We start from the raw sequence: 24,220 nt of genomic DNA, 5'->3' as shown, positions 1-24,220 counted from the left end.
CAGCCCACTGCCCGTCAGAAAGATCCCCTCGTCCCACACCGAGATCATCACGATGCGGGACGAGGAACAGAGCCGACCTTCAAAACACGGCCTAGTCGCGGCCCACCGGCTGATCGTTCCGCAGCCGCTCGAAGAGCCGCTTCGCCCGCCCCTCGTCCCACTTCAGCGCGTCGCCCTTGGACGTGGCGACCCCACGACCGGCCACGGGGACGTTCAGCCGGTTGCCGTCGCCGCCCGAGACCCGCTTCATCGCCTTGAACAACGACATCAGCGTCCGCAGATCCGTGTCCTTGTCCACGATCAGCGTGTCCAGGCCCGCGCCGACGGTCGGCAGGGACTTCCACGGGACGAAGACCTGGTCCGGCTGGGCGGCCCGCTTCGCCAGCGCGGAGAGGAACTTCTGCTGGTTCTGGCTGCGGCCGAGGTCTCCGTTGGCCTCCTGGTGGCGCTGGCGGACGAAGGCCAGGGCCTGGCGGCCGTCCAGCATCTGACAGCCCGCCTTCAGATCGGCGCCGGACTTCTTGTCCTTGACGGGCTTGTCCAGGCACATCCGCACGCCGCCCACCGAGTTGACGACGTTGACGAAGCCCGCGAAGCCGATCTCCGCGTAGTGGTCGATCCGCAGCCCGGTGTTGTACTCGATGGTGCGCACCAGCAGTTCGGGACCGCCCAGCGAGAACGCGGCGTTGAGCTTGTTCCTGGACGGCCCGGGGCGCTTACCGGTCATGGGGTAGGTGAACGGCGGGAGGGTCACCCAGGAGTCACGCGGCAGGCTCACCATCGTGGCGCCGTGGGCGCCGGTGTGCAGCACCATCATGGAGTCGGTGCGGCGGCCCTCGGCCGAGCCGGTGTGCAGGTTCTTCTTGTCGCCCTGGGAGAGGCCGTCACGGCTGTCGGAGCCCACGATGAGGTAGTTGGTGCCCTTGCCCGGCGCGGGGCGGTGCTCGACCTTGGCCAGGTCGACGTCGTCGTTCAGCTGGGACCAGGCCCAGCCGTACGTGGAGGCGGCCCCGACCAGGACCACCGCGAGCACGACGACCACCGTGCGCCGCAGCCGCCGGGGCCACCGGCGGCCGGGGGCGGGCTCGTCGGCGTCGTTCGACATGGTTCTCCGTCCCCTGTTCATGACAGACCCTGACGCGCGGCGGGTCCGACCGTCCGCTGTTCCCCGGCGGAGCCGCTCCGCTGCATGCGGTGCCAGCGCAGCCTCGTGCCGAACAGGGCGCTGACCACCGACTGAATGATCACGAGGTACATCAGCTGCCGGTAGACGAGGAGCTGGAAGGGCATCGCCCACAGCGCCCGCAGCCGTTCCTTGTCCAGCCGCAGCGCGTATCCGGCGCCGAGCAGCTGCACCACGAGGAAGATGAGCCACACCCCGATCGACTCCACCGGGTCGGCGAACGCCATGCCGTACAGGGCGAAGACGTCCACGATGGGGGCGAGCAGCGGCAGCGCCACCTGGAAGAGGAGGAGATAGGGCAGCGCCCGGCGGGCGAAGCGCCCGGCCGGACCGACCTCGCGGAGGGCGCGGCGGTGCTTCCACATGGCCTGGAGCGTGCCGTAGCACCAGCGGTACCGCTGCCGCCACAGCTGGCGCAGCGAGGTGGGCACCTCGGTCCAGGCGATCGCGGACTCCTCGTACACCACCCGCCAACCGGCCCGCCACAGGGCCATCGTGAGGTCGGTGTCCTCGGCGAGAGTGGCCTCGCTGACCCCGCCGACGCCCAGCAGCGCGTCCCGCCGGAAGGCGCCGATCGCGCCGGGCACGGTCGGCATGCACTCCAGCACCTCGTACATCCGGCGGTCGAGGTTGAAGCCGAAGACGTACTCCAGGTGCTGCCATCTGCCCAGCAGCCGACGGCGATTGCCGACCTTGGTGTTGCCGCTGACGGCGCCGATGGCCGGGTGGGCGAGCGGCTGGATGAGCTGGTGGATGGCCTCCGGTTCGAAGACGGTGTCGGCGTCGACCATCACCACGATGTCGTACTGGGCGTGGACCAGGCCGGTGTTGAGGGCGGCCGCCTTGCCCGCGTTGGGCTGGCGGATCACCGAGACGCGGGGATCGTCGATCCAGGTGGCGAGGTCCGCCGTCCGGTCGGTCGAGCCGTCGTCGATCACGATGATCTGAAGCCACCGGTGGGTGGAGGCGAGCAGTGACCGCACGGTGGTCTCGATGCCCGCCTCCTCGTTGTAGGCGGGGACGAGCACCGTCACCGGGTCGTTGACCTCGCGCAACCAGGGCGAGCCGGGCCGGAAGCGGTGCAGGCGCCGGACATGGGCCCGTGCGAAGAAGACGATCAGCACCAGCCGCAGCAGGGCCAGCGCGCCCGCGATGCCGAGCACCCAGGTCATGGCCTGGACGAAGCCGTGCCCGATGGACTGGACCTGGAGCAGCGCCTTGCCCTGCACCTGGCCGATGGTGGAGGCGGGGGTGTTGACCGGGGCCTGGCCGAGCCCCTCGGACACCGTCGTGTACTTCTCGATCTTCCGGTTCCGGAAGAGCTTCTTGATCTCGCTGTAGGCGCTGTCCGTCTGGCTGTACTGCTGGACGACGCCCCGCTCCGGCTTCCGATCCGGCCGGTCGGCCGCGACCAGCAGATACCCCTGCCCGGCGGCGCGCCGGGCGGCCGTCCACTCGCCCCCGCACATCGTGTCGGCCTGGGTGGTGAGCGGCAGCCGCAGCAGTTTGGTGGTGGTCCCCGCGCTGCCCGCCAGCGCCGTCTGGGTCAGGGACAGCTCCAGCCGGGTGCGCACGGCGGACGCCGCGCCCAGGTCGGAGCCGGTGTAGGTGAGCGAGCCGATCTCATGGCCCGCGTCGCGGATGCGGCGCACCAGCTCGGGGTGGCGGGCCGTCTGGACGCCGGAGAGGAAGAAGGTGGCGTGCGCGTGATGGGCGCGCAGCAGGTGGAGCAGGCGTGGGGTCCATACGGGGTCGGGCCCCCCGTCGAAGGTGAGGGCGACGGAGCGGGCCGGCATCCCGGCCGTCTGCACCCTGCCGCCGGCGATGCGCACCACCGGTTTCCCGGTGTCGGCGGCCTTCGGGATGGGACTCGTACAGGCGCGGCGCGTCGGCTGGGAGGCGACCTCGTGCGTGGTCCAGCCCTCGAACACCAGTGCGGCTGCGACCGCGGAGACGACGACGATCAGCAGCAGCCAGTGGCCGCGCGGCTCGGGGCGGTGTGCGTGCCGGCTCACCAGGGGCCGCCCCCGGACGGTGAGTCGGCGGCAAGGGGATCGGTCACCGCGGTGCCGTAGGTGTACGAACTGGGCCAGGGCTCCGCGGTCGGGGCGCTACCGGTGGTGGACCGCTCGGCGGTCTTCGGCGGCTCCTGGCCGTCCTGCCACAGCACACCGGACAGGGCGGCCACGAGCAGCAGCAGATAACCGACGCAGGCACAGCCGACAGCCAGCGCCGCGAGCGCCAGGAGCTGTCTCCGGCCACCGGAGGCATTGACGAATATCTGACCCTTCTGTTTTCTTCTCCGACGCTTTTCGGTCACCCTCTTCACCATGTGGCGGAAGTGTAGCGATCCGTTCGCACGCTTGTGACCATGCGAGATGGCACCTCCTCATTACCGGAGGTAGCCGTGACCTGGCATTTCTCTCTCAAGCAGGTATGTCCGAAAAGTATGAGAGAAGGCTCACTGCGGGCCGGGGCGGGACACCTGCGGCCACCGCTCGTACCACCGCTGGTCGGCCTCCAGCTGGGCCGCCAGCGAGATGAGCACGGGCTCGCTGTTGGCCGGGCCGAGGAACTGGGCGCCGAGCGGCAGCGTGCGGTGCCCGGGGTCGGCGAACCCGGCGGGGACGTTCATCGCGGGCCAGCCCAGCACGTTCCACGGCCAGGCGTACGGGCACGCCGCGATCATGGCCCGATCCGTACGCCACCCGGACAGATTGGCCATGGCGCCGATCCGCAGCGGCGGGGTGGCCGTCGTCGGGGAGAGGACCACGTCGAAGCGGTCGAAGATCGCCCCGACCTGGCGCCGCAGCGGCTTCTCGTACGACCGCGCCCACCGCAGCGGTGCACCGCCCAGCAGACGGCCGTTGCGGACGGCGCCGCGGGTGCGGATGTCCAGCAGCAGCGGATCGGGGACCCGGCCGGACCATTCGGTGAGCCCGGCCGTGGCGCGCGGCAGGAAGGAGAAGCCCACGAGCCCGTAGCGCGGCTCGGCCTCCACCACCTCGTGGCCGAGGGTCGCCAGCCGCTCGGCGAGCCGGACGATGGCGGCCCGCACCACCGGGTCCAGACTCTTCGGGGTGCCGGTGAAGGCCGTCTTGAACGACAGGGCGATCCGCAGCCGCCCCGGGTCACGGCCCACCGCGGACAGCACGTCCACGGGCTCCGGGCGGTGCAGCTCCCCCTCGTGGTTGCCGGTCGCGACATGCAGCAGCAGCGCCGCGTCGGCGACCGTACGGGCCAGCGGGCCGTTGCAGGTGATGCCGTTGAAGGCTTCGATGTCCGGCCAGGTGGAGATCCGGCCGCGCTGGGGCTTGATGCCGATGAGATGCGTCCAGGCGGCGGGGATGCGGACCGAGCCCGCGCCGTCCGAGCCGAGCGCGGCGGGAACCAGCCCGGCGGCGACGGCGGCCGCGCCGCCGCCGGAGGAGCCGCCGGGGGTGTGCTCCGGGCTCCAGGGGTTGCGGGTGTCGCCGAAGGCGGGGCCCTCGGTGAACGGCCACTGGCCCAGCTCGGGGGTGTTGGTCTTGCCGACGATCACGGCCCCGGCCGCCTTCAGCCGCCGTACCGCCTCGCCGTCCTCGGTCTTGGCGGGGAAGTCGCCGCAGCAGCCGAAGGCGGTGGGCTCGCCCGCCACGTCCGTATCGTCCTTGACCGCGAGCGGGACACCGAGCAGCGGCAGCCGCTCCCCCGCCGCCAGCCGCCGGTCCGCCTCGGCGGCCTCGCGCAGGGCGGCCTCGGCGCGGACGCGGCGGAACGCGTTGAGCGTGGGCTGGGTCTCGGCGATGCGCCGGAGCGACTGCTCGACCAGCGCACGGGAGGTCACCTCGCCCCCGGCCAGGGCGCGGATCTGCTCGCCCAGACCCTTGGGAATGACGCTGGTCACCGTGGACCTCCTCGGGTGAGTTCGGCCACTCCCCCTTTACCCCAGGTGGCCGCTCGACGCACCCTGGGCAACGGTGATGACCTTTTTCATCACGTTCACCACGATCATCGCTGAGCACAGAGGACACCCGCATGACCGACATCGCGGCGCGCCGCACCGGCCTCCACGCCCGCGCCGGAGGCCCCTCCGACGGCGAGGACCACCTGTTGGAGCATCTGCTGGGCTGGTCGCTCGTCGTAGTCCTCGCATTGCTCACCGCGCAGCTGGGGCTGTTCTAGGCCCCCGGCCCGAGTGGCGGGCTAGCCGACGAATCGCACCTCCGGGTAGCGGGCCGACGGACCGTCCAGCAGCCCGGCGTCATCGCGGTGGCGCAGCTCGCGGTCGAAGAACGCCGGGACATACGCGCGCTGGACGGCCACCGCCCGCTTCGGGGCGACCGTGCCGATCGCCCCGGTCACCATCTCCTTCGGCAGGCCCAACCGCGCGGCGATCCGAGGCAGCATCGACGTGGCGTCGGTGTAGGTCGCATGGCCCGAACCGAGCAGCGTCAGATCGAGGCGCGGACCCGAACTGTGCTCCCACAGCGCACCCCACGACGGCACGGTGTGGTGGTCGTTTCCGTCCTTGCCCAGGAGCAGCACGGGGCGGTCCACACCGTCCGCGGCGACCGTGGAGAGGGGGCCGGGGTCCTGATCCTCCTGGACGTAGGCCAGCACCCCGTCCAGATTCGCGGCCGCCGCGATCCGCCGGTCGTCGTGCATCGCCTGAAGGGCCGCGAAGCCGCCCGCCGACTGCCCGAACGCGCCGATGGCGAACGGTGTCGGGGCGATCGCCGGCAGCTGGTCGAGAACGAAGCGAAGATCCGCCACTCGCACCGCACAGGTCTTCCGCAGCAACTCGACGACCGTGCCCTCCCGCTCGGCCCGTTCGTACTCCTCCGGCAGCCGGCTGGTCTCGATCCGGCCATCCGGGAACTCGACCGCCGACGCGTCGTAGGTGTGGTCGACACAGACCACGACATAGCCGCGCGACGCCAGCTCGTCGGTGAGCGTGGTGCCCAGCGAACGGGGGTCGCCGACACCCGACGAGTAGAGCACCACCGGGCGCGCGGCGCCCCGACGCGCCCTCGCGGGCGGGGCCCCCTGGTGCGCGAAGGTGCGCGTCGCCGCCCAGTCGACGCTGCCCCGCGGCACGCCCCCGAAGCTGTTCAGCCGGTCGAAACCGGCTGCCTCGCCCGGCGAAAGCTGCGCGGCGCGCGGATACCGCTCGACGTCCCGGGCCGGATAGCGGACGCTGACCATCAGCTCACGCGACGGCCGGGAGGCGACCCAGGGATCGGGCCGGCCGTGATCGACGAGGCGGTGCGAGACCGTGCCCACGGGGTACGGTCCGGTGGGCGCGGGCAGCGTCAGCCGCACCCGCCGCGCGGCCGGGGCGGCGACCGCCTTCGGCTGCGCCACCCCCACCCCCGCCCCTACCCCTACCGCGGCGAGGGCGGTGGCGGCCAGCAGGGCCCGGCGGCGCGGGCCGGAGTCGGAAGTACGTGTGGTCATGCCGTAGAGCGTTCCGCTTCCGGCCCATACGCCACCATCGGGGCACCCGCCGTCTCCAGGGTGGGGGTGGCCCCCGAAGCCGTACATCACACTGCACCGCACCGTATGCCATAGTGGACCGCATGACGTTCGACGCCGCAGCCTGGCTGGAATCCGCCACCATCGACCCCGCCGTACTCGCCCTGCGCCCCGACTACCGGGCGCTGCTCATCACCGCCGAGGGACTGCTTCCCGGGCCCGGCGACGAGCTGAGCGAGCGGCTCCTGGCCGGCGCCGAGTCGGCGGCGCGGGAGCGGTTCGGGGACGGCCCGGTGGAGGAACATCCGCATCTGGCCGCCTGGCGCGAGGCGTTCCGCGCCTTCGGCGCGAAGCCGCAGCGCACCCGGCCCAGCGCGGAGGCGCTGCTGCGGCGGGTCTCCGCCGGGCTGCCCCGGGTCGACCGGCTGACCGACATCTACAACGCGATCTCGGTCGGACATGTGATCCCGCTCGGCGGCGAGGACCTCGACCACTACGTGGGCGCGGCCCGGCTCGTGCGCGCCGAGGGCGACGAGACCTTCGAGACGACGGCCGGGGGCGAGCCCGTGATCGAGCACCCGGCGCCCGGCGAGGTGGTCTGGCGGGACGACACGGGCGCCACCTGCCGCCGCTGGAACTGGCGCCAGTGCACCCGCACCCGGCTCACGCATGACACCACCCGGGCGATGTTCGTGCTGGACGCGCTGGGACCGATGGACGACACGGCGCTGAAGGCGGCCGGTGACCAGTTGGTGGAGGCGCTGACGGAGGCGAGTCCGGGGGTGACGATCGCCTCCCGGCTGGTGGGCGCGGCGTAACGGGGCCGCTGGGGCGGCGGGCCGACGGGTCTTCCCCCTCCCCGCCCCTCCCCACAACCAGGGACATCGCCCCTGGACCCCGGAGCCCTGCGGCGGAGCCCTCGGACACCCCCAAACGCACTGGCACGCCAGGGCGGCGGGCCGACGGGTCTTTCCCCTCCCCGCCCCTTCCCGCAACCAGGGGGCTCCGCCCCTGGACCCCCGGGGATCGGCAAACCAACCGCCACCACCGCGAACACCACCTGCACACACGGGCCGATCACCAGGCGGATGCCCACGCGCATCCAGGCCGCCCAAACGGAGTTCGGGCCGAAGCCCCAGTTTCACTTCGCCCCCTGGACCCCCGGGGATCGGCAAACCAACCGTTGCCGTCGTGAGCGCGGTCGGCACGTCGACGGAGTGGATGCCCGTGTGTATCCGGGGGTCCGGGGCGTTCGGCCGGGGTCTGGGGCGGAGCTCCAGTTTCGGGAAGGGGCGGGATAGGGGAACAGCCCGCCGCAGGCGGCACGATCCGGCGCGGGCTAGAACAGCGCCTGCTGGCCCGTGGTCGGGGGTTCCTCCTCGCCGAACAGTTTCGGAGGAGTGGTGAGCAGCGGCGCGATCCGCCGCGAGCCGGGGCAGGAGATCAGCTCGTACGCGGAGCGCCGTCCCGGCGGGTCATGGCGGGCGAAGCGCCCGCCGACGACCGCGATCTCTCGGGTGCAGACCGGGCAGGTGCGGCGGGGTGACGACGACATGACTCCAGTGTCGCCCCTCCCCCTGACAAGGGGGTTGAGGAAGCCCGCGTCCCTGCGCGACAAGAACGCCACCGACGACACGTGACGGTGGGACATGAGACCGGTCCGCCGGAACGTGGGCATGCCCGCAGATGCCGACCCCGCTCACCAGCACCGGCAAGGACGGGCGGCACGACCCTGCCCAAGGCGGGAATGGCCAGTCCGCGGCAGAGGCGGCCGGCCGGTCAGCATCCACGGCTACGAGGTGGCTTCCGCGACGACGACGTACAGCGTCACCGCGGCGAAGAAGGATCCCGTGGCGAGATGGTCGAGCCACCTCTGTGATGCCAGGGCGGGCAGGTAGCCCGCGGACACGGCGCGCTCGGTGTTGCGCTGAAGGCCGAGGACCTGGTCCGCGGCCCGAACATCACGAAAGACCGAGGTGATCGGGACGACGGTCGGCACCGCGAATCCCGCATCCACCGCGAGCCGGGCCAGCTGACGGCCGATGACCCCGTTGCGCACGATCTTGTCCGTCACGTGGCGGGTGTAAGCACGCGAGACCTCGAGGTCGGGGTAGTCGATGGTCAACGAATCCCAGTCGGGTTCGCCCATGACGAGTCTGCCGCCTGGGCACAGGACACGCCGGACCTCCGCGAGTGCCTGGGCCGGGTCCGCCACGTGCTGGAGCACGCGGTCGGTCCGGGCACGGTCGATGCCGCCGTCTTCGAGCGGGAGCGTGTGGATCTCGCCCAGCTCCACCTCGACCGCGGACAGATCTTCCGTACGCCTGCGCGCCTGCTCAACCATCTTCTGGCTGGAGTCGATGCCGATCACCCTGCCGGACGGACCGACCGCCTTGGCGAGGGTGCTGAGATCCGTGCCCGGTCCGCAGCCCAGATCGAGTGCGGTCTCGCCGGGCCGGGTATCCAGTGCGTCGAGCATGACGCTTTTGTAGGAACGCGCCGCGTCCGTCGCGGCCAGTTGGTCGAGATAGCTGACCTCGTCAGGAACAGCGCTCTCGAATACGCGCCCGGACAGGCGGGCCATGGAGTGCGCCTCCCGCTCGAGCAGCTCCCGCCCCGCGGGCGTGAGGCAGAACGGGCGTTGGCGGCCCTTTTCCTCCAGGGGCTTCACCAGCTGCTTCGCCTGCAGACGGGCCAAGGCTCCGTACAGGCTCCCGGGCCCGAGGCGGTGACCGGAGACCTGCTCGATGGCCGCGTTGATGGCATACCCGTGCAGCGGCCCGTCGGTCAGTGCGCACAGCACGAGCATCTGGGCGTCGTTGGTGCGCATGGCTTCTCCAGCTGTGGTCGGCTTCCGGCTCCGGAACGCGTTCCCCTTATGCTACACAGCGCGTAGTACGTGCCGCGTAGTATCCGTAGCGATGAAACGACGGACACCGTGCGAAAGGCCTCACCATGCGCACCGCCGATCTCTTCTACGCCCTGTACGCCCGTCGGCTGCGGCGGCAGACCGCGGCGGGGCCGCTGCCCGAGCACATCGGCCTGATCATGGACGGAAACCGCAGATGGGCCCGCCAGATGGGGATGGCCAACCCGAGCATCGGCCATCGGTACGGTGCCGAACACGTGGAGAACGTGCTGTCCTGGTGCGAGGCGGCCGGCATCAAGCACGTGACGGTCTTCGTCTGCTCCACGGAGAACCTGCGGCGCCGCGGCGACACCGAGGTGTCCTTTCTCATGCAGGTGATTGAGCAGGTGGTGGCAGTGCATCTCGCTCGTCCTGACGCCCGCTGGCAGGTGCGCACAGCGGGAACCCTCGACGCCCTGCCCGACTCCACGGCCCACGCCCTCAAGGAAGCGGTGGAGACGACCCGCGGCTGCGCCACCGGATCACAGGTGACCCTTGCCATCGGCTACGGCGGACGGCAGGAAGTCATCGATGCCGTGCGCGAACTGCTCCATGAACAGGCAGCGGCCGGAACCACCCTCGAAGACCTCGCGGCACGCCTGACGACGGACGACATCACCCGTCACCTCTACACGGCAGGACAACCTGACCCGGACCTCGTCATCCGCACCAGCGGAGAACAGCGCATGTCGAACTTCCTCCTGTGGCAGAGCGCCTACTCGGAGCTGTACTTCTGCGAGGCCTACTGGCCCGCCTTCCGAGAGATCGACTTTCTGCGCGCCCTGCGCAGCTATTCGGCCCGGCAACGCCGCTACGGCGCATGAGATGGGCACACAGCCTCGCCCGGACCCGACCGGGAACTGACGTCAGCCGTGGCAGCCCGGCAACCCGGCACCCCGGCACCCCGGCCGCTTGCTCAGAACGCGTCCACCGGCTTGTACGCCCCCCACACTTCCCGCAGCGCGTCACAGACCTCGCCGACCGTGGCCCGCGCCGCCAGCGCGTCCTTCATCGGGTACAGCACATTGGCGGTGCCCGGCTCGCTCTCGGCGGCCTTCCGCAGGGCGGACAGCGCGGCGCTCACCGCGGACCGGTCGCGTTCGGCGCGCAGCCGGGCGAGCCGGTCGCGCTGCCGGGCCTCGATGTCCGGGTCCACCCGCAGCGGCTCGTACGGCGCCTCCTCCGCCAGCTGGAAGCGGTTGACGCCGACCACCACCCGTGTCCCCGCGTCCGTCTCCCGGGCGATCCGGTAGGCGTTGCGCTCGATCTCCTCCTTCTGGAAGTTCCGCTCGATGGCGGCCACGGCGCCGCCCAGGTCCTCGACCCGCCGCATCAGGTCGACGGCGGCCTCCTCGACGGCGTCGGTCAGCGACTCGACGGCGTAGGAGCCCGCGAAGGGGTCCACGGTGGCCGTCACATCGGTCTCGTGCGCCAGCACCTGCTGGGTGCGCAGCGCCAGCCGGGCGGAGGTGTCGGTCGGGAGTGCGATGGCCTCGTCGAAGGCGTTGGTGTGCAGCGACTGGGTGCCGCCGAACACGGCGGCGAGGCCCTGGACGGCCACCCGTACGAGGTTCACCTCGGGCTGCTGGGCGGTGAGTTGGACGCCCGCGGTCTGGGTGTGGAAGCGCAGCATCTGGGACTTCGGATCGCGGGCGCCGAACTCCTCCCGCATCACCCGCGCCCAGATCCGCCGCGCGGCCCGGAACTTGGCGACCTCCTCCAGCAGCGTGGTGCGGGAGACGAAGAAGAAGGAGAGCCGGGGCGCGAAGTCGTCGATGTCCATCCCCGCCGCGACGGCCGTACGGACGTACTCGATGCCGTCGGCGAGGGTGAAGGCGATCTCCTGCGCGGGCGAGGCCCCGGCCTCCGCCATGTGGTAGCCGGAGATCGAGATGGTGTTCCACTTGGGCAGCTCGGCCTTGCAGTACTTGAAGATGTCCGCGACCAGGCGCAGCGAGGGGACGGGCGGAAAGATGTAGGTGCCGCGGGCGATGTACTCCTTGAGGATGTCGTTCTGGATGGTGCCGGTCAGCCGGGCCCCGGACACGCCCTGCTCCTCGGCCACGAGTTGATAGAGGAGCAGCAGCAGGGCCGCGGGCGCGTTGATGGTCATGGATGTCGAGACCCGGTCCAGCGGAATGCCGCCCAGCAGCACCCGCATGTCCTCGGCCGAGTCGATGGCCACGCCCACCCTGCCGACCTCGCCGTGCGCGAGGGGCGCGTCGGAGTCGTAGCCCATCTGGGTCGGCAGGTCGAAGGCCACCGAAAGACCTGTGGTGCCGTGCTCGATCAACTGCCGGTAGCGGGCGTTGGACTCGGCGGCGGTGCCGAACCCCGCGTACTGCCGCATCGTCCAGGGGCGGCCGGTGTACATCGTCGGATAGACCCCGCGGGTGAAGGGGTACTCCCCCGGCTCGCCCAGCCGCCCGGCCGGGTCCCAGCCGCCGAGCGCGCCGGGCCCGTACACCGGCTCGACGGGGAATCCCGACTCCGACTCGCGCGCCATGGGTCACGCCTCCTGATGGCTGATACCGGGCGTTCTCCCGGTACGGGGCCTTGTTCACAGCATGCGTCGATGTTCGCCCCACGGCAGCCCCGGGAAGCATTCAGAGCAAAAAGATCAGGGGAGGGGTTCGGATGCACCGGACAGCGGTGGTCGGCACCGCGCTGGCCACGGCCACGGCGGCGGCACTGGTCGCCGGGTGCCGGCCGGGGGAGGCGACCGTGAACGGCCGGGGGCAGGAGCGGCCCCAGGCCCGGACGAGTACGAGCGCACCCGCGCGCGAGACGTCGCCCCGGCCGCATCGCACGTACACCCACAAGGCCAAGCCCAAGCGGGTGGCGGCGAGCCCGCCGCGCACCACGGCCCCCGCCGTGCCGCGGCGCACCGCGCCGAGGGTGGCCCCGCCGGTGATCCCCTTCGGCAGCAGCGGGGACCGGGTGCGCGAGCTCCAGGCCCGGCTGCGCGCGCTCGGCCTCTTCCACCGGAACCCGACCGGGTACTTCGGTACGGTCACGCAGGCGTCGGTCGGCGCGTACCAGCGGGGCCACGGCCTCGCGGCCACCGGCTCGGTGAGCCGGCGCACCTGGACCTCACTGCGCTCGGCCACGAAGACGCCCACGCGCGACCAGCTCTACCCGCCGACCACCCTTCCACTGGCCAAGCCGGACAAGCGCTGCCTGACCGGCCGGGTGCTGTGCATCAGCAAGACCAGCCGCACCCTGGCCTGGATGGTCGACGGCCGGGTGGTGTCGGCGATGGATGTGCGCTTCGGCTCGGAGTACACCCCGACCCGGGAGGGGCTGTTCCAGGTCAACTTCAAGAGCCGGGACCATGTCTCGACGATCTATCACACGCCGATGCCCTACGCGATGTTCTTCAGCGGCGGCCAGGCGGTGCACTACTCCTCGGACTTCGCCGCCCGCGGCTACAGCGGCGCCTCACACGGCTGTGTCAACGTCCGCGACAAGAAGAAGATCGCCGCGCTCTTCGACCGGGTGAAGGCGGGCGACAAGGTCGTCGTCTACAAGTGACCCTGGGGCGGCGCGGGCAGAGCCGGGGGAACGTGCTCTGCCCGCGCCGAATGCGCGGAGCCGTCGGTACGGGGGGAACCTCGGCTCCCGCGCGGCCGATGACCAGTCGGCCCGTTTCTTTCAGCGTCACCGCTGAAAAAAACGTCACACCTGGGTGCCGGAGTCTCAGTCGGCACCCGTTTCCGCGGGGGTCGTGGGGTCGTCCGAAGCGCGCGAATCCGTGGATGTCGCGGGGTCCTTCACCGTCGCGCGGTCAGCGGCGGTCGTGGACGTGGTGACGTCGGTCGGCGTGTCGGTGGTGTCCGGCGGAGGGGGCGGCGGGGCCGTGGCGCCGTCCCCGCCATCTTTTCCCGGATCGCCACCGGAGCCGCCACCGCTGTCCGAACCGGCGCTGTCACCGGAACCGGAACCGGAGCCGTCGGAGCCGCCGTTGCCGCTCTCGCCGTTGCCGCTGTCCGTGCCGCCGCTGTCGCCGCCGCTGCCCGTGCTCTCGTCGTTGCGCGGGGTGCTGCCCGTACCGTCGTCGGCGAGGAGCTGCGTGCAGTAGCCGTGGATGGCGGACGCGCTGCCCGCCGCCTTCGTCAGCTTCTTCAGCGACTTCTTGTCGAGGTCCGCGCCCACACCCGTTTCCGAGTCCAGATAGCGCGGGCAGACGGCGAGGGCCCACTTCGGGACGCCGGGCTTCCCCTTCGAGGGGTCGTTCGACTTGCCGTTCTTGCCCTTGCCGTCGTCCTCCGGGTCGGAGGGAACCGTTCCGCCCTGGGCACCGTTCGATCCCACGTCGCTGGCATCGTTGTCGTCCGAACCACTGGGATCAGGCGTCGTCGTACCGCCGTCCTGGGAGATCTCCGGATGGGCGGAGTCCCCGCCGGGACCGCCGTTCGACATGCTCACCGAGGGGCCCGGAGTGTGGTCGCTCTGCCCGAACGGTGTCGGCAGTACCCCCGCGGCTGCCGCCACCGCGAATCCGCTGAGCGCACATCCGGCCACGACCGCGACCATGCCCGCGCGCAGCGGGCGCCGCAGCCGCGGCTGTCTCTCTCTGAACCGCCGGATCCGGTGCGGCCGCCGGGCCATGTCCATCTCGGCCACGGACCCCGCCCCGGCCTCGGCACCGACCTCGACCCGGGCCGCCCGGAAGGCGGCCACGGCCGCCTCCTCACCGGGAAGCGCGGACGCGTCGGAGGGGGCCGCCGTACGGCCCGCGCCGGCGGCGGCGCTGAGCACGGCCGCCAACCGTTCCGCGTCGGCATACGACTGGTCGCTCCGGCCGTCTGGAGCTGCAGGCTGCCCCTCGACCGGTTCGCCGCGAAGCAACCGCTCCGCGGCACTGTCATCCAGCCAGCTGTAGCGGTGGTCTTCGGCCATCACATGTCCTTCTGCGTTGGCGCGCGTGAATCCGTCACACCAGCAGACTTCGCCACACCCGGCTTGGTTGCGCCGCCGCCGTGTGACTCACGTTGCCCTGGAACCCCGTCGAGCACCGAATCGCCCCCGGCCGCGGGGCCGATCAGATCGGCCAGCCGCCGCAGCCCCCGGTGGGCGGCGGTGCGCACCGCCCCCGGCCGCTTGCCCAGCACCGTGGCCGCGCTCTTGGCGTCGAGGCCGAGGACCACCCGGAGCACCACCGCCTCGGCCTGGTCCTGCGGCAGCTGGGAGATCAGCCCGAGCGCCTTGCCGGTGCCGATGGCCTCCATCGCCTCACCGGCCGTGTCCGCGTCGGACGGCCGGAACTCCAGCTCCGACTCATCGCCGCCGATGGCCGGGCGGCGGCCGCGCATCCGTATGTGGTCCAGCGCGCGATTGCGGGCTATCCGGGCCGCCCAGCCCCGGAAGCGGTCCGCGTCTCCGCTGAACCGTTGCAGGTCACGGGCGATCTGCAGCCATGCTTCCGAGGTGATGTCCTCCGCGTCGCCATCACCGACCAGCGTGCGTACGTAACCGAGGAGGCGAGGGTGCACGGACCGGTAGACGGTCCGGAAGGCGGTCTCGTCCCCTTCCTGCGCCGCGAGCACCGCGGCGGTCAGTTCCGCGTCGTCCCCCTGCACGCTCTCTTCCTGCCCCACTCGGAGAATCCGTGGTCCAGTCGATTCCGGCGTAACCCGCGGGCTAGCCCTGCCCGAAGGGCGGGTACTGCTGGCCGGGCTGGCCGGGCGGCGGGGTCGGCGGCATCTGAGGGGCACCATACGGCGCGGAGCCGGGGGCCGGGGAGCCGTACGGGTTCGGAGAAGGCATCCCGTACGGGGCCGGACCGGCCATCTGCGGGGGCAGCGAGGCCCGCTGCTCCTGCATCGCGGTGATCTGCCGGACCAGCAGCAGCGCCAGGACCGCCGCGGCTATGAAGATCACGATGGCGAACATGTCGAAGGCCAGGATGGAGTGCAGGCTCTCGATGTCGCTCTTCGCCTCCGAGGGAGAAGGGGAGTAGTCGTCGCCTTCCACCTTGCCCCGCAGCAGGTTGTACCGGATCCCGCCGACGGCGTTGGTGACCAGCGCCACGATCCAGGTGACCCACCAGCCGCCCAGCAGACCGCGGTTGACGGCGTGCGGCCCCTGCGGGGAGCTGGCGCGCCAGATGTCGTTGGCGATCTGCTTGGGGAACCAGAGGTTGACCACCGGGGTGAACCACGAACCGGCCGCCCAGCCGCTGCTGAAGCGGTGCTGGCCGGGGGCGAAGACCTCAGCGTTCAGCCGCAGCCGCCGGAACCAGATCGCCCAGACCACGGCGATCGCGACGGTGAGCAGCGAGTAGATGACCTGGGCGGCGGTGAACATGTCGTCGGCGTCGTTGAGGTCGTCCTCGGTGATGGAGACCGACTTGCCCTCGACCGCGTCCAGCATGTCCCCGATCACGCTGAACTGGCCGGATCGCGCCACCAGGAGGAAGATGAGGGCGGGCAGCGCCAGCCCGAACAGCGCGACGAGCGTGGTGGAAAGCCCGCGCCGCAGATCGACCCCGCCGGTCGGCATGCCCATCGGCGGAGCGGCCGGGTAGCCGTAGCCACCGGGCATCGGCGGGCTCTGCGGCGGGACGGACGGCTGCGGGGGGCCGGTCGGCTGCTGGAGCTGCTGCTGGTAGGTCCCGCATGCGGCACAGCGCCCGTCGGGGCCGACGGCGACAGCGCGGCAGTTCCCACACGGATACATGGTCTTTTGAGTCCCCCTGGGAACGTGACCGCTCCGGGCCACGCGAGAAAATAAGCCTCCGACCGCGCCCAGAGCGCGGACCTGCACGTTACGGGCATCCGACCGGTCCCGTCCAGAGTGGAACGAGCCCCGGGCAGCGGGGTGGAGTCCCCGGTTTCGTCCAAGGGGAGGTGTGACGCAATCGAGGCGTGCGACGCTGTAAGGGGTACGAGCCTCTTGCGGGCTCTCCTGATCGACGGTCGGGGCCTCTCCTGTGGGGGGTGGCGGCCCCGACCGTCCTTCTTCTCTCCCTCCTGGAACGCTCCCGGAACGCTCCCGGAACGCGCGCCCGGCCCCCGGTGGCCCCCGCGCTCAGACCCCCAGCCGCTCCGCGAGCCGGGTGAAGCCGGACCAGCTCAGCGGCGGCTTCCCGGGGTCCCACACCCGCTGCGCCAGTGCCGCGAGCGGCAGCCGGATGCCCTGGGCCACCTGGACGGGGGTCTGGGCCTCGGGCCGGTCGCCCCAGATCGCGAGGCGGGCGCCGAGGATCCGGTCGGGCCCGGTCAGGCTCTTGTCGGCGATGGGCGTGGAGCCGCGCAGTATCGCCGGGGACCAGTCCTCGTAAATGCGTTCCCCGGTCGGATAGGTGAAGCCGCCGGGCTCGCCGAGCACGTAGTAGAGGAAGGAGTCGTTGAGGTTGACCACCTTGCGGCCCTCCTTCAGATACTCCAGCGGCGGGCGTGCCGTCTCCTTCAGCCGTCCCGTCCAGTACTCGACCTCGATGTTCTTGGCGGGCTTGACGACGCCGCCCGCGAAGAAGCCGTCGTTCCACGCCTTGGGCCGCTTGCCGAGCTGCCGCGCGAGCCGGGCCCGGTCGTTCAGCCAGCCGGTGACCAGGTCCTGCACCCGGGCGCTGGGGCCGTATTTCCGCTTGGCGGCGGCCGCCAGCCCGGGGAACGACGCCTGGGGGTCCTTGACGGTCAGCGCGAGGTACTCATCGGCGCCCAGGTGCCACCAGCGGCCGGGGAAGAGCGGGGCGTACTCGCGCATCAGATCGTCGACGATGCGGGCCGCGGCCGGATTGGAGATGTCCACCGAGCCCTGGAACGTGGTGCCGCCCGCGTTGCGCAACTGGAGCTGCGGATGGGCCCGGATGACGGCGCCGAGGTGGCCCGGCGAGTCGATCTCGGGGATGACGGTGATGTGCAGCCGCTGCCCGAGCGCGACGATCTGCCGGACCTGGTCCTTGGTGAGGTGCTGGGACGAGACGATCTCGGGGTGGCTGGTGCTCTGGATGCGGAAGCCCTGATCGTCCGAGAAGTGCAGGGCCAGCTGGTTGAGCTTGAGGTCGGCCATCTCGCGCATCCGGGCCTCGATCCACCCGACCGAGAAGAATTTGCGCGCGATGTCCAGGTTGAGGCCGCGCTGGGCGCGGCCGGGCCGGTCGTGGATCACGCCCTCGGGGAGCCGGCCGCCGGAGCGCAGGGCCTGTTTCACGGTGCGGGTGCCGTAGAAGACGCCCGCGTCGGCCGGGCCGGTGATCCGGGCGCGGCCGCCCGCGACCTTCAGGGTGTACGCCTCGCCGCCGCCGCTCACCTTCGGGGCGAGGGCGAGGGAGAGGTCACCGCGGCGGGCGGGGCCGGAGGTGGTGCGCAGCCCCAGCTCCGCGGCGATCATGCGGGCCTCGTCGGCGAGCGGGCCCTTGAGGTCGGCCACCACCCGGCTGTCGTCGCCGGGCCGCCAGCCGGGGCCCGAGGCCGGGGTGAAGTCGCGGACGGAGGGGATGGTGCGGGGCGGCGCGGAGGCCGCCGTGCGGTGCGGCGGGACGGCCGAGGGGGACCGCGCCGAGGTGGCGGTCGTATGCGCCGAGGACTGCGCAGGCGTGGAGCGGGTGCCCGGCGGGCGCTGCCCGCCGTCCGTCTGCTGACAGCCGAGGGCCGTCAGGAGGAGCGTGACGGCGGCCCCCGCGATGAGGCCACGGACGCAGGACGCCCTGGTGGCTCTGAGCGGCAATCCCATGGCGGTGTACCTCCTCCTCGGCCCCCCTCCTCGGCCCCTCCTCGGCCCCTCCCCGCTTCACGCGTTCGGCCGCTTGCGGCCGAAAAAAAGCACTGCGCCCCGAATGCCGTCCACCGCATGCAGTAAAACCTCCCCGTTCGGGTGATATCGCGTTCCCTCCGGCACACCCACCTCCCCGCGTCGTTAGCGTGTACTGCTCACGCGCCCAGCCCATGTGTCCCACGCCTCCCCCGGGTCCGTTTCTCCCGGGCGTCCGTTCCCATGCGCGCCTCATGCGTGTCCGAGGAGTCCACGCTGTCCAGGTCCAGGTCCCGCGCCGCCGCCTCCCGCCTCGACCGGCTCAACACCGCCCCCGCCGACGCGGCCGAGGCCGCGCTCCGCGCCTGTTGCGGCAGCCGCCGCTGGGCCCGGCTGATCGCGTCCCACCGCCCGTACCCGGATCTGGAGGCGCTGCTGGCCGCCGGGGACGAGGCCAGCTATGACCTCACCCCCGCCGATCTGGACGAGGCGCTCGCGGACGAGTCGGTCGTCGGCCATGAGCTGCCGCCCGCCGACAGCCTGCGGGCGCTGGCCGCGCACACCGCGCTCCAGGCCGCCCACGACGCGTACGAGCGTCGATTCGGTCACGTTTTCGTCATCTGTCTGGATGGTCTGCGGCCCGAGGAGCGACTGGACCGGCTGCTGACCGGGATCCGGGACCGGCTGGGCAACGAGTGGGAGCGGGAGCGGGACAACACCGCCGAGGAGCTGCGGCGCATCGCCCGGGGCAGACTGGTCCGGCTGACCGGGAATCGGTCCGATTCGCCGGAAGTGCCCGGATTCCGGATCGCATGATCGCCCGTCCGTGCTTGATCGATCACACTTGAGCCCCCCGGAGGGACCCTCCGACAGCACGTCGGTACGATGGCCAGGGCCGGTGGACCGTACCCGGCCGGGCCCGACCGACCCCGAAGCCGGCAGGCCCCAATCCCGCTTCCGGAGGGTTTTTCCGTGCCGGCTGGAACGCTGTATCGCGGCCGGGAAGGTATGTGGTCCTGGGTGGCTCATCGAGTCACCGGCGTCCTCATCTTCTTCTTCCTGTTCGTACATGTACTGGACACCTCGCTGGTCCGCGTCTCGCCCGAGGCGTACGACGACGTGGTCGCCACGTACAAGAATCCCGTCGTGAACCTGATGGAGTACGGCCTGGTGGCCGCCATTCTGTTTCACGCTCTCAACGGCCTTCGCGTCATCGCCGTCGACTTCTGGTCCAAGGGCGCGAGGTACCAGCGTCAGATGCTCTGGGGCGTCGTCGGTATCTGGGTCGTGCTGATGGCCGGTGCCTTCTACCCGGTCCTCCAGCACACGCTGCGCGAACTGTTCGGGAGCTGACGCACATGTCCGCCGAGACCACCACCCCCGCGAGCGACGCGGTCAGCGCGTACGACGTGGATCACCCGGCCCCGGTCATCGAGCCGCCGCGGGCCCGCACCCGTAAGACGCCCAGGGCGACCCGGACGAACTTCGAGATGTACGGCTGGCTCTTCATGCGCCTGTCCGGCGTCCTGCTGGTCGTCCTGGTCCTGGGCCATCTGCTGATCCAGCTGGTACTGGACGGCGGTGTCACCAAGATCGGCTTCGCCTTCGTGGCCGGCCGCTGGGCCTCGCCGTTCTGGCAGGCATGGGATCTGATCATGCTCTGGCTCGCCACGCTGCACGGCGCGAACGGCCTGCGCACGATCATCAACGACTACGCGGAGCGGGACAACACCCGCCTGTGGCTGAAGGCGCTGCTCTACACGGCGGCGGGATTCACCATCGTGCTCGGCACTCTGGTGATCTTCACCTTCGACCCGAACATCCGCTAGGCCCCGGGGCTGAGGTATCCACTCATGAAGATCCACAAGTACGACACCGTCATCGTCGGCGCCGGCGGGGCCGGAATGCGCGCGGCCATCGAGTCGACCAAGCGCAGCCGCACCGCGGTGCTCACCAAGCTCTATCCGACCCGGTCCCACACCGGCGCCGCGCAGGGCGGCATGGCCGCCGCCCTCGCCAACGTCGAGGAGGACAACTGGGAGTGGCACACCTTCGACACGATCAAGGGCGGTGACTACCTGGTCGACCAGGACGCCGCCGAGATCCTGGCGAAGGAGGCCATCGACTCGGTCCTGGACCTCGAGAAGATGGGCCTGCCGTTCAACCGGACCCCGAACGGCACCATCGACCAGCGCCGCTTCGGCGGCCACAGCCGCAACCACGGCGAGGCCCCGGTCCGCCGGTCCTGCTACGCCTCGGACCGCACCGGCCACATGATCCTCCAGACGCTGTACCAGAACTGCGTCAAGGAGGGCGTGGAGTTCTACAACGAGTTCTACGTCCTGGACCTCCTGATGACCGAGGTCGACGGGGTCAAGCGCACCGCCGGTGTGGTGGCGTACGAGCTGGCCACCGGTGAGCTGCACGTCTTCCAGGCGAAGGCCGTCGTCTTCGCCTCGGGCGGCTGCGGCAAGTTCTTCAAGGTGACCTCCAACGCCCACACCCTCACCGGTGACGGCCAGTCGGTCGCCTACCGGCGCGGGCTGCCGCTGGAGGACATGGAGTTCTTCCAGTTCCACCCGACCGGCATCTGGCGCATGGGCATCCTGCTGACGGAGGGCGCCCGCGGTGAGGGCGGAATCCTCCGCAACAAGGACGGCGAGCGCTTCATGGAGAAGTACGCGCCGGTCATGAAGGACCTCGCCTCGCGCGACGTGGTCTCGAGGTCGATCTACACCGAGATCCGCGAGGGCCGCGGCTGCGGTCCCGAGGGCGACCACGTCTACCTGGACCTCACCCATCTGCCGCCGGAGCAGCTGGACGCCAAGCTGCCCGACATCACCGAGTTCGCGCGCACCTACCTCGGCATCGAGCCGTACACGGACCCGATCCCGATCCAGCCGACCGCGCACTACACGATGGGCGGCATCCCGACCAACGTCCGGGGCGAGGTGCTGTCGGACAACGACACCGTCGTGCCCGGCCTGTACGCGGCCGGCGAGGTCGCCTGCGTCTCGGTGCACGGCGCCAACCGCCTGGGCACCAACTCGCTGCTCGACATCAACGTCTTCGGCAGCCGGGCGGGCATCGCCGCCGCGGAGTACTCCGCCACGGCCGACTTCGTCGAGCTCCCGGAGGACCCGGCCGCGTTCGTCCAGGCACAGGTCGAGAACCTGCGGGACGCGACCGGCACCGAGCGGGTCACCGAGGTCCGCAAGGCGCTCCAGGAGACCATGGACAAGAACGTCATGGTCTTCCGCACCGAGCAGACGCTCAAGGAGGCCGTCGAGGAGATCGGCCACCTGCGCGAGCGCTTCCGACACGTCAGCGTCCAGGACAAGGGCAAGCGGTTCAACACCGATCTGCTGGAGGCCATCGAGCTGGGCAACCTGCTCGACCTGGCCGAGGTCATGGCCATCTCCGCCCTGGCCCGCAAGGAGTCGCGCGGCGGTCACTACCGCGAGGACTACCCGAACCGCGACGACGTCAACTTCATGCGGCACACCATGGCGTACCGAGAGGTGGGCGCGGACGGCTCCGAGTCCATCCGCCTCGACTACAAGCCGGTCGTGCAGACCCGCTACCAGCCGATGGAGCGTAAGTACTGATGAGCACCCCCACTCTCGAGAAGTCCGACCAGGCCCCCGAGGCGGCCGACGCCACCGCCTCGCACCTGATCACCGTCACCTTCCGGATCCGGCGCTTCAACCCGGAGGTCTCGGACCAGGCGGTCTGGGAGGACTTCCAGATCGACATGGATCCGAAGGAGCGCGTCCTCGACGGTCTCCACAAGATCAAGTGGGAGCTGGACGGCACCCTGACCTTCCGCCGTTCCTGCGCCCACGGCATCTGCGGATCCGACGCGATGCGGATCAACGGCCGCAACCGGCTGGCCTGCAAGACGCTGATCAAGGACATCAGCCCGGAGAAGCCCATCTCGGTCGAGCCGATCAAGGGGCTCACGGTCCTCAAGGACCTGATCGTGGACATGGAGCCGTTCTTCCAGGCGTACCGCGATGTGATGCCCTTCCTGATCACGACGGGCAACGAGCCGACGCGTGAGCGGCTGCAGTCGGCGGCGGACCGTGAGCGGTTCGACGACACCACCAAGTGCATCCTGTGCGCCGCGTGCACCTCGTCGTGCCCGGTGTTCTGGAACGACGGCCAGTACTTCGGCCCGGCGGCGATCGTCAACGCGCACCGCTTCATCTTCGACTCGCGTGACGAGGGTGGTGAGCAGCGGCTGGAGATCCTGAACGACAAGGACGGCGTCTGGCGCTGCCGTACGACCTTCAACTGCACGGAGGCGTGCCCGCGAGGGATCGAGGTCACGAAGGCCATCCAGGAGGTGAAGCGCGCGCTGATCACGCGGCGCTTCTAGGAGGGCCACGGGCGAGGGCCCCGCTTCCCGGGTTTCCGGGGGCGGGGCCTTCGTCGTTCCGGCGCGCCTTCGTCGTTCCCGTGTGCCTTCGTCGTTCCGGCGTGCCTTCGTCGTTCCCGTGTGCCTTCGTCGTTCCGGCGTGCCTTGTCGTTCCGGCGCGCCTTCGTCGCTCCGGCGCGTTCCGGGGAACTATGCACAGTGGGTATACACATCGCGTATAGTCGTGCTCATGGCCACCGCCTACGTTCTCCCGATCAAGACCGCCGCCGCGCTCTTCCCTCTGCTGGCGCTCTTACTGTTGCTGCCGACAGCCGTCGCCCTGTACCGCCGTCACGGCGTGATGTCCCGGGGGCGGGCGCTGTCGCTGTACGGCTTCCTCTACTACGCGCTCACGGCCTTCTGCATGACGATCGTGCCGCTGCCGAAGCAGTCCGCCGACATGTGCCGGCGGTTCGCGATGGTGGCCCATCCGCAGTGGATGCCCGGGAACACCTTCAGAGACATCTGGAAGGAAGCGGACCACAAGGTCGGGCTCAACTCGCTGGTCCTCCAGAACCCCGCCGTCGCCGGAACCGTCTTCAACCTGCTGCTGCTCCTGCCGCTCGGCGTCTTCCTCCGCTATCACTTCCGGCGCTCGCTGCCCGCCACCGCCGCGATCGGCTTCGCGGTCTCGCTGTCCTTCGAGCTGACGCAGTGGACCGGGGTCTGGGGTCTCTACAACTGCCCGTACCGGCTCTTCGACGTGGACGACCTGATCGTCAACACGGCGGGGGCGGTGGCCGGTTGGCTGCTGGCCGGGCCGGTCGCGCGGATGCTGCCGACGCTGGAGACGCTGGACGGGCGGGCGTTGGCGGCACGCCCGGTTCCGTTCGGGCGGCGGCTGACGGCACTGGTCGTGGATGTGGCCGGGTATGTGGTCGCCTCGGTGTTCACCACCGTCGTGATCTACCGGGGCGGGTCGGCCCCGACCTGGATGCTGGTGGGAATCTTCGTGGCCTGGTTCGTGCTGCTGCCGCTGGCGACGGGGGCGACCCCCGGAAAGCGGCTGTTGCTGCTGAAGCTGGTGGCGGACGACGGCGGCCCGCTGGTGGTCTGGCGGCTGACCCTGCGCGCGCTGCTGATCGGGGCGCTGGTGATGCCATTCCTGGCGGGGCTGTTCCTGGCGGTGCTGACCCTGCTGAACGAGCCGTATCCCGCCCGCCTGTTCGCCACCGTCCGCGACTCGGGCACGCAGGGCGCGGCGGCGATCCTCATGGCGCTGAGCCCCGCTCAGCTGCTGACGGTGATGGTCGGGTTCACGCTGACGGCGGTGTGCGTACGGAAGACGCTGCGGCACCCGGACCGGCTGGCCCCGCACGACCGCATCTCGGGCATCCGCAACGCGACGCTGCCGCACCGGCGGGCGGTGCGGGCGGCCGTAGGGACGGCGACGGCTGACCGGCCCGCTGAACGGCCTGCCGACCGGCCCGCTGCCCCGCCTGCTGCCCCGCCTGCCGACCAGCCTGCTGCTCCGCCCGCTGACCGGCCCGCCGACCAGCCTGCTGCCCCGCCCGCTCCGGTCGCGGTAGGCGCGGACCGGGGCTGAGCCGGCGGG

22 protein-coding genes are annotated in these 24,220 nt (G+C 71.0%); 10 read left to right on the top strand and 12 right to left on the bottom strand.

Features of this window, described 5'->3' with window-relative positions:
* Nucleotides 1-91: 91 nt before the first annotated feature.
* The 4 genes from J2Z30_RS27550 to J2Z30_RS27535 all read right to left on the bottom strand — a co-directional run bounded on the left by J2Z30_RS27550 (nt 92) and on the right by J2Z30_RS27535 (nt 5,069).
* On the bottom strand, nt 92-1,105 hold the full coding sequence (locus J2Z30_RS27550; RefSeq protein ID WP_245388485.1) for an LCP family protein: 1,014 nt from the start codon (nt 1,103-1,105) through the stop codon (nt 92-94).
* Between the two features lie 17 nt (nt 1,106-1,122).
* Complete coding sequence (locus tag J2Z30_RS27545; protein WP_044573955.1) at nt 1,123-3,198, bottom strand: bifunctional polysaccharide deacetylase/glycosyltransferase family 2 protein; 2,076 nt, start codon at nt 3,196-3,198, stop codon at nt 1,123-1,125.
* The gene (locus J2Z30_RS27540) at nt 3,195-3,503 is read right to left on the bottom strand and encodes a hypothetical protein (protein ID WP_209468862.1); all 309 of its coding nucleotides are present in this window, start codon (nt 3,501-3,503) and stop codon (nt 3,195-3,197) included. The genes J2Z30_RS27545 and J2Z30_RS27540 overlap by 4 nt, the downstream gene beginning before the upstream one ends.
* A gap of 141 nt (nt 3,504-3,644) precedes the next feature.
* On the bottom strand, nt 3,645-5,069 hold the full coding sequence (locus tag J2Z30_RS27535; RefSeq protein WP_044573949.1) for an amidase: 1,425 nt from the start codon (nt 5,067-5,069) through the stop codon (nt 3,645-3,647).
* Nucleotides 5,070-5,200: 131 nt separating this feature from the next.
* Between J2Z30_RS27535 and J2Z30_RS27530 the strand changes: the two genes are divergently transcribed.
* A complete protein-coding gene (locus tag J2Z30_RS27530) occupies nt 5,201-5,347 on the top strand; it encodes an SCO1431 family membrane protein (protein WP_107073346.1) in 147 nt (48 codons plus the stop codon).
* Between the two features lie 21 nt (nt 5,348-5,368).
* Here the strand turns inward: J2Z30_RS27530 and J2Z30_RS27525 are convergent, their stop codons facing one another.
* On the bottom strand, nt 5,369-6,622 hold the full coding sequence (locus J2Z30_RS27525) for an alpha/beta hydrolase (RefSeq protein ID WP_044573945.1): 1,254 nt from the start codon (nt 6,620-6,622) through the stop codon (nt 5,369-5,371).
* Nucleotides 6,623-6,744: 122 nt separating this feature from the next.
* Here J2Z30_RS27525 and J2Z30_RS27520 point away from each other — a divergent pair, with 122 nt between their 5' ends.
* On the top strand, nt 6,745-7,458 hold the full coding sequence (locus tag J2Z30_RS27520; RefSeq protein ID WP_044581821.1) for a B3/B4 domain-containing protein: 714 nt from the start codon (nt 6,745-6,747) through the stop codon (nt 7,456-7,458).
* Nucleotides 7,459-7,979: 521 nt separating this feature from the next.
* Here J2Z30_RS27520 and J2Z30_RS27515 read toward each other — a convergent pair.
* Together J2Z30_RS27515 and J2Z30_RS27510 are read right to left on the bottom strand one after the other, a co-directional pair.
* Nucleotides 7,980-8,195, bottom strand: coding sequence for a hypothetical protein (locus J2Z30_RS27515; protein ID WP_044573942.1), 216 nt, complete (start codon nt 8,193-8,195; stop codon nt 7,980-7,982).
* Nucleotides 8,196-8,432: 237 nt separating this feature from the next.
* Complete coding sequence (locus J2Z30_RS27510) at nt 8,433-9,470, bottom strand: methyltransferase domain-containing protein (RefSeq protein ID WP_044573939.1); 1,038 nt, start codon at nt 9,468-9,470, stop codon at nt 8,433-8,435.
* 125 nt (nt 9,471-9,595) lie between these two features.
* On the opposite strand from J2Z30_RS27510, the gene J2Z30_RS27505 reads away from it, so the two are divergent.
* On the top strand, nt 9,596-10,372 hold the full coding sequence (locus tag J2Z30_RS27505; protein ID WP_044573935.1) for an isoprenyl transferase: 777 nt from the start codon (nt 9,596-9,598) through the stop codon (nt 10,370-10,372).
* A gap of 92 nt (nt 10,373-10,464) precedes the next feature.
* Here J2Z30_RS27505 and J2Z30_RS27500 read toward each other — a convergent pair whose 3' ends face one another.
* The gene (locus tag J2Z30_RS27500) at nt 10,465-12,054 is read right to left on the bottom strand and encodes an acyl-CoA mutase large subunit family protein (protein ID WP_044573932.1); all 1,590 of its coding nucleotides are present in this window, start codon (nt 12,052-12,054) and stop codon (nt 10,465-10,467) included.
* A 131-nt stretch (nt 12,055-12,185) separates the two neighbouring features.
* Between J2Z30_RS27500 and J2Z30_RS27495 the strand changes: the two genes are divergently transcribed.
* Nucleotides 12,186-13,082, top strand: coding sequence for a L,D-transpeptidase family protein (locus J2Z30_RS27495; RefSeq protein ID WP_044573929.1), 897 nt, complete (start codon nt 12,186-12,188; stop codon nt 13,080-13,082).
* A gap of 165 nt (nt 13,083-13,247) precedes the next feature.
* Here J2Z30_RS27495 and J2Z30_RS27490 read toward each other — a convergent pair whose 3' ends face one another.
* The 4 genes from J2Z30_RS27490 to J2Z30_RS27475 all read right to left on the bottom strand — a co-directional run bounded on the left by J2Z30_RS27490 (nt 13,248) and on the right by J2Z30_RS27475 (nt 18,227).
* Nucleotides 13,248-14,450: a hypothetical protein gene (locus tag J2Z30_RS27490; protein ID WP_052701516.1), complete on the bottom strand. Its 1,203-nt coding sequence runs from the start codon at nt 14,448-14,450 to the stop codon at nt 13,248-13,250.
* Nucleotides 14,450-15,130 (bottom strand): RNA polymerase sigma factor, encoded by a 681-nt coding sequence (locus tag J2Z30_RS27485; protein ID WP_044573926.1) that lies wholly within the window; start codon nt 15,128-15,130, stop codon nt 14,450-14,452. The genes J2Z30_RS27490 and J2Z30_RS27485 overlap by 1 nt, the downstream gene beginning before the upstream one ends.
* Before the next feature lie 61 nt (nt 15,131-15,191).
* Entirely contained in the window at nt 15,192-16,229 is a 1,038-nt protein-coding gene (locus tag J2Z30_RS27480) for a DUF4328 domain-containing protein (protein WP_044573922.1), read from the bottom strand.
* Between the two features lie 351 nt (nt 16,230-16,580).
* Complete coding sequence (locus tag J2Z30_RS27475; RefSeq protein WP_052701514.1) at nt 16,581-18,227, bottom strand: beta-N-acetylhexosaminidase; 1,647 nt, start codon at nt 18,225-18,227, stop codon at nt 16,581-16,583.
* A 261-nt stretch (nt 18,228-18,488) separates the two neighbouring features.
* Here J2Z30_RS27475 and J2Z30_RS27470 point away from each other — a divergent pair, with 261 nt between their 5' ends.
* From J2Z30_RS27470 to J2Z30_RS27445, 6 genes are all read left to right on the top strand, one after another.
* Nucleotides 18,489-19,061 carry a 2-oxo-4-hydroxy-4-carboxy-5-ureidoimidazoline decarboxylase gene (locus tag J2Z30_RS27470; protein WP_044573919.1) on the top strand — a complete coding sequence of 191 codons (573 nt, stop codon included), beginning with the start codon at nt 18,489-18,491 and terminating at the stop codon, nt 19,059-19,061.
* Between the two features lie 156 nt (nt 19,062-19,217).
* Nucleotides 19,218-19,598 (top strand): succinate dehydrogenase, cytochrome b556 subunit, encoded by a 381-nt coding sequence (gene sdhC / locus J2Z30_RS27465; RefSeq protein ID WP_037953444.1) that lies wholly within the window; start codon nt 19,218-19,220, stop codon nt 19,596-19,598.
* A gap of 5 nt (nt 19,599-19,603) precedes the next feature.
* Entirely contained in the window at nt 19,604-20,074 is a 471-nt protein-coding gene (locus J2Z30_RS27460) for a succinate dehydrogenase hydrophobic membrane anchor subunit (RefSeq protein ID WP_037953443.1), read from the top strand.
* Nucleotides 20,075-20,098: 24 nt separating this feature from the next.
* A complete protein-coding gene (gene sdhA, locus J2Z30_RS27455) occupies nt 20,099-21,853 on the top strand; it encodes a succinate dehydrogenase flavoprotein subunit (RefSeq protein WP_044573914.1) in 1,755 nt (584 codons plus the stop codon).
* Nucleotides 21,853-22,626 (top strand): succinate dehydrogenase iron-sulfur subunit, encoded by a 774-nt coding sequence (locus J2Z30_RS27450; protein ID WP_044573912.1) that lies wholly within the window; start codon nt 21,853-21,855, stop codon nt 22,624-22,626. Before sdhA ends, J2Z30_RS27450 begins: the two co-directional genes overlap by 1 nt.
* A gap of 229 nt (nt 22,627-22,855) precedes the next feature.
* Nucleotides 22,856-24,211 carry a VanZ family protein gene (locus J2Z30_RS27445; RefSeq protein ID WP_078957364.1) on the top strand — a complete coding sequence of 452 codons (1,356 nt, stop codon included), beginning with the start codon at nt 22,856-22,858 and terminating at the stop codon, nt 24,209-24,211.
* Nucleotides 24,212-24,220 lie beyond the last annotated feature (9 nt).

This window comes from Streptomyces iranensis, assembly GCF_017874715.1.
In the GTDB taxonomy this organism is placed as follows: domain Bacteria; phylum Actinomycetota; class Actinomycetes; order Streptomycetales; family Streptomycetaceae; genus Streptomyces; species Streptomyces iranensis.
The sequence above is the reverse complement of the archived record's forward strand: the minus strand, read 5'-3'. Positions and strand labels throughout refer to the sequence as shown.

What these genes read in the sequence shown, in the direction of transcription:
- J2Z30_RS27550 (WP_245388485.1), bottom strand. Translation starts at nt 1,105, where the DNA reads ATGTCGAACGACGCCGACGAGCCCGCCCCCGGCCGCCGGTGGCCCCGG.
- J2Z30_RS27530 (WP_107073346.1), top strand. Translation starts at nt 5,201, where the DNA reads ATGACCGACATCGCGGCGCGCCGCACCGGCCTCCACGCCCGCGCCGGA.
- J2Z30_RS27525 (WP_044573945.1), bottom strand. Translation starts at nt 6,622, where the DNA reads ATGACCACACGTACTTCCGACTCCGGCCCGCGCCGCCGGGCCCTGCTG.
- J2Z30_RS27520 (WP_044581821.1), top strand. Translation starts at nt 6,745, where the DNA reads ATGACGTTCGACGCCGCAGCCTGGCTGGAATCCGCCACCATCGACCCC.
- J2Z30_RS27515 (WP_044573942.1), bottom strand. Translation starts at nt 8,195, where the DNA reads ATGTCGTCGTCACCCCGCCGCACCTGCCCGGTCTGCACCCGAGAGATC.
- J2Z30_RS27510 (WP_044573939.1), bottom strand. Translation starts at nt 9,470, where the DNA reads ATGCGCACCAACGACGCCCAGATGCTCGTGCTGTGCGCACTGACCGAC.
- J2Z30_RS27505 (WP_044573935.1), top strand. Translation starts at nt 9,596, where the DNA reads ATGCGCACCGCCGATCTCTTCTACGCCCTGTACGCCCGTCGGCTGCGG.
- J2Z30_RS27500 (WP_044573932.1), bottom strand. Translation starts at nt 12,054, where the DNA reads ATGGCGCGCGAGTCGGAGTCGGGATTCCCCGTCGAGCCGGTGTACGGG.
- J2Z30_RS27495 (WP_044573929.1), top strand. Translation starts at nt 12,186, where the DNA reads ATGCACCGGACAGCGGTGGTCGGCACCGCGCTGGCCACGGCCACGGCG.
- J2Z30_RS27490 (WP_052701516.1), bottom strand. Translation starts at nt 14,450, where the DNA reads ATGGCCGAAGACCACCGCTACAGCTGGCTGGATGACAGTGCCGCGGAG.
- J2Z30_RS27480 (WP_044573922.1), bottom strand. Translation starts at nt 16,229, where the DNA reads ATGTATCCGTGTGGGAACTGCCGCGCTGTCGCCGTCGGCCCCGACGGG.
- J2Z30_RS27475 (WP_052701514.1), bottom strand. Translation starts at nt 18,227, where the DNA reads ATGGGATTGCCGCTCAGAGCCACCAGGGCGTCCTGCGTCCGTGGCCTC.
- J2Z30_RS27470 (WP_044573919.1), top strand. Translation starts at nt 18,489, where the DNA reads ATGCGCGCCTCATGCGTGTCCGAGGAGTCCACGCTGTCCAGGTCCAGG.
- J2Z30_RS27460 (WP_037953443.1), top strand. Translation starts at nt 19,604, where the DNA reads ATGTCCGCCGAGACCACCACCCCCGCGAGCGACGCGGTCAGCGCGTAC.
- sdhA (WP_044573914.1), top strand. Translation starts at nt 20,099, where the DNA reads ATGAAGATCCACAAGTACGACACCGTCATCGTCGGCGCCGGCGGGGCC.
- J2Z30_RS27450 (WP_044573912.1), top strand. Translation starts at nt 21,853, where the DNA reads ATGAGCACCCCCACTCTCGAGAAGTCCGACCAGGCCCCCGAGGCGGCC.
- J2Z30_RS27445 (WP_078957364.1), top strand. Translation starts at nt 22,856, where the DNA reads ATGGCCACCGCCTACGTTCTCCCGATCAAGACCGCCGCCGCGCTCTTC.